General features: G+C 38.2%; 1 protein-coding gene. It reads right to left on the bottom strand.

Annotation, left to right across the window (positions count from 1 at the left end; translation table 11 throughout):
- Window positions 1–452 precede the first annotated feature (452 nt).
- Window positions 453–730: hypothetical protein (locus tag ACFFUV_RS23465; RefSeq protein ID WP_446697924.1), on the bottom strand; the 278-nt coding region annotated here is incomplete at its 5' end.

The raw sequence follows: 730 nt of genomic DNA, 5'->3' as shown, positions 1-730 counted from the left end.
ACTCAAATTTTGTTCCTCCTCAAAGAAAAAGAGACTTCTGGAAAGAATTTTCAAAAGTTCACGTAACTCTTAAAAATTCATTACCAAAAAATCTCTAGTCTTGAAGAAATCTAAAAATATTCGTATAATGATTAAGAAGTTACGGAGCTAGTGCGATTAGTTTCCGTAAAGGTCGAGAACGTTGGTAGCGTTGCTCGACTATTTTTTTACTCTTTTTTCAGTTCATTTGTTTGCTAACTCAATAATAGCACTTCTCTTTAGCTATGCAAATATCCAAAAAATAAAACCGCACCCTTTGAAAAGGGCGCCCCCAAACTTCGCTAACGCTAAGTTGGCCAAAAAATGGACTTGCCATTTTTTAGCAAATGTCAGCTTCAGGGATTAGTGGTTTAGCCGTCAACTCCTTATCCTCGGCACAGACCGCCTCCGGTACCGTTGACTGCACCGTATAACTACCACTCCATCTCATTCTCAGAACGCCCTATATTACGTTCTGGGGCATTCTGCTGACTAGCCAACGTTTTCTCTTGATCTAATATTTTTAGCTCTTCAGATATTCCCATATCTTTTTCTACAAGCCCAAAACGAATTGATAAACGAGTGATTGATTTTTGAAATGCGTTTTTCAGTTGAGTTAACCGCCGACGCAAAGAACGATTTTCTTCCTTCAGCTTTTTGTTTTCAGCAACAACCGCTGACACATCAACCTTTTGTTGATTTTTCAAAAAAG

The sequence above is a fragment of the Vibrio olivae genome, from assembly GCF_042428525.1.
Lineage (GTDB): Bacteria > Pseudomonadota > Gammaproteobacteria > Enterobacterales > Vibrionaceae > Vibrio > Vibrio olivae.
This window is presented reverse-complemented; position numbering and strand designations above follow the sequence as displayed.